The following is a 2,100-nucleotide window of genomic DNA, read 5'->3' on the forward strand; positions in this document are numbered from 1 at the left end:
GGTCCCTCATGGAAATAATTGTTTTGTGTATAAACTCGATAGCACCTATGTCCAAGCCTCTTGTTGGTTGTGCAACAACAACGACTTTTGGCTTAACAGGGGTTTCGTCGAGTTCTCTGGCAACAACCATTTTTTGCTGATTCCCTCCAGAGAGATTACCCGCGAGCATATTTATATCGCGCGGTCGGACGTCAAAGTGCTCAACCAGCTTATCAGAATACTGTTTGATTTCATTGAGGTCCAAGATGCCGTTTTTAGCGAATGGTTCTTCAGAGTGCTTTCCGAGAATTAAATTGTAATAAACCGGGTATTGGGAAATCATGCCCCTTTTTATTCTGTCTTCAGGAATGTGAGTAAGCCCGGACTCTCTGAATTCCAGAGGTGAGGCATTTGTCATTTCGTTTCCCAAAAGCACTATACGGCCCTTTTCAACCTTTCTCAGGCCAGTAACGGCCTCGACGAGTTCTGTCTGTCCATTACCCGCTACACCGGCAATGCCGACTATTTCACCCGCGCGAACCTCGAGTGAAACTCCGCGTACTGCATAAAGTCCTCTGTTATCATTTACCCATAGGTCCTCAATTTCAAGAACCAGTTCAGAAGGATGGGCTTTTTCTTTTTCAACTCTCAGCAGTACTTCTCGCCCCACCATCATGGTGGCTATTTCCCGAGGATTGGTATCTTTAGTAAGCACGTTACCTGTTACTTTGCCAAGCCGCATGACCGTAACATTTTCGGTAATGGCCATGACCTCATTCAACTTGTGTGTTATGAAGATGATCGTTTTTCCGTTACTCTTGAGTAATCTCATTACATTGAAGAGTTCCTCGGTTTCCTGCGGTGTTAAAACGGCGGTTGGCTCATCGAAAATGAGTATTTCAGCTCCTCTGTAAAGGATTTTTAAAATCTCAACTCTTTGCTGCATGCCAACAGGAATGTCCTCGATTTTTGCGTCAACATCAACAGCCAAACCGAATTTTTCAGAGAGTTCCTTAACTTCTTTCCGGGCTTTGTTATAATCCAGAAAAATACCTTTCCTGGGTTCCGAACCGAGAATAACGTTTTCAGCCACAGTTTGATTGTCAACAAGCATGAAGTGCTGATGGACCATGCCTATGCCGTTGTCAATAGCATCTTTTGGCCCTTTAAAGTGCACTTTCCTACCATTGATGTAAATTTCTCCATCATCTGGTGTGTAAAGACCGTATAGCTGTTTCATAAGCGTGGATTTTCCTGCACCGTTTTCTCCAACCAAGGCATGTATTTCGCCTTTTTTTACAAAAAAATCCACATTGTCATTTGCCACCACCGAGGGGAATTTTTTAACAATTCCCTTCATTGCCACTGCGTAATCGGAAAAGTCTGGAGTACCTGACTTCAATGTGGACACAGACTCACCTCCATCACCAACGATACTAAAAATCGGGAGCGAGTCCTCCCGACCTTTAATATCATTAGCAATAAGGGAAATGGGGGTGCCACAAAGGGGCACCCCGTTAACTCAATCAAGGAAGTGTGATTTCAGGGACTTCAAAAGCGTCAAGTGCTTCCTGAGTATCAGGAACGACGAGTATGCCCTTTTTGATTTCTTCTTTCAGGAAATCGAGTTCCTTGAGTACACTCTTGGGAACAATATCCTTGGTGTATTTCATAGGGCTAATGCCAACACCCTCGTCCTTAATTCCAAGGACGTGGAGACCGGGTGTGAATGTGCCTAATGCAACACTCAAAACGGCCTGGTAAGACGCCATATCCACTCTCTTCATGGAGCTGGTGAGAACTCTTCCAGGGGCCATGTAATCCTGGTCAGCATCTACACCGATGGCAAAGAAGCCTTCACCTTTTTCAGCAGCTGCTTCGATAACGCCGTTACCACAAGCACCGGAAGCGTGGAAGACTATATCAGCACCCTTTTGATACATATTATTGGCAATGGCTTTGCCCTTGGCCGCATCGGTAAAGGATTCCGCATATTGAGACAAGACTTCACACTTGGGGTTGGCCATCTTGACCCCGGCCATATACCCATATTCGAATCTTTCGATGAGGGGGAATTTGATGCCTCCCACGAAACCGACCTTGTTTGTTTTCGTCATTTTT

Annotated in this window: 2 protein-coding genes; both read right to left on the reverse strand. The window is 45.0% G+C overall.

Going from position 1 to position 2,100, the window contains the following annotated elements; translation table 11 throughout:
• On the reverse strand, window positions 1-1,339 hold a 1,339-nt coding region (locus AC3LHT_RS01805; RefSeq protein ID WP_488661785.1), incomplete at its 3' end, for an ABC transporter ATP-binding protein.
• Window positions 1,340-1,505: 166 nt separating this feature from the next.
• Window positions 1,506-2,100: BMP family lipoprotein (locus AC3LHT_RS01810; protein ID WP_488661784.1), on the reverse strand; the 595-nt coding region annotated here is incomplete at its 5' end.

This window comes from Kosmotoga sp. (assembly GCF_982836095.1).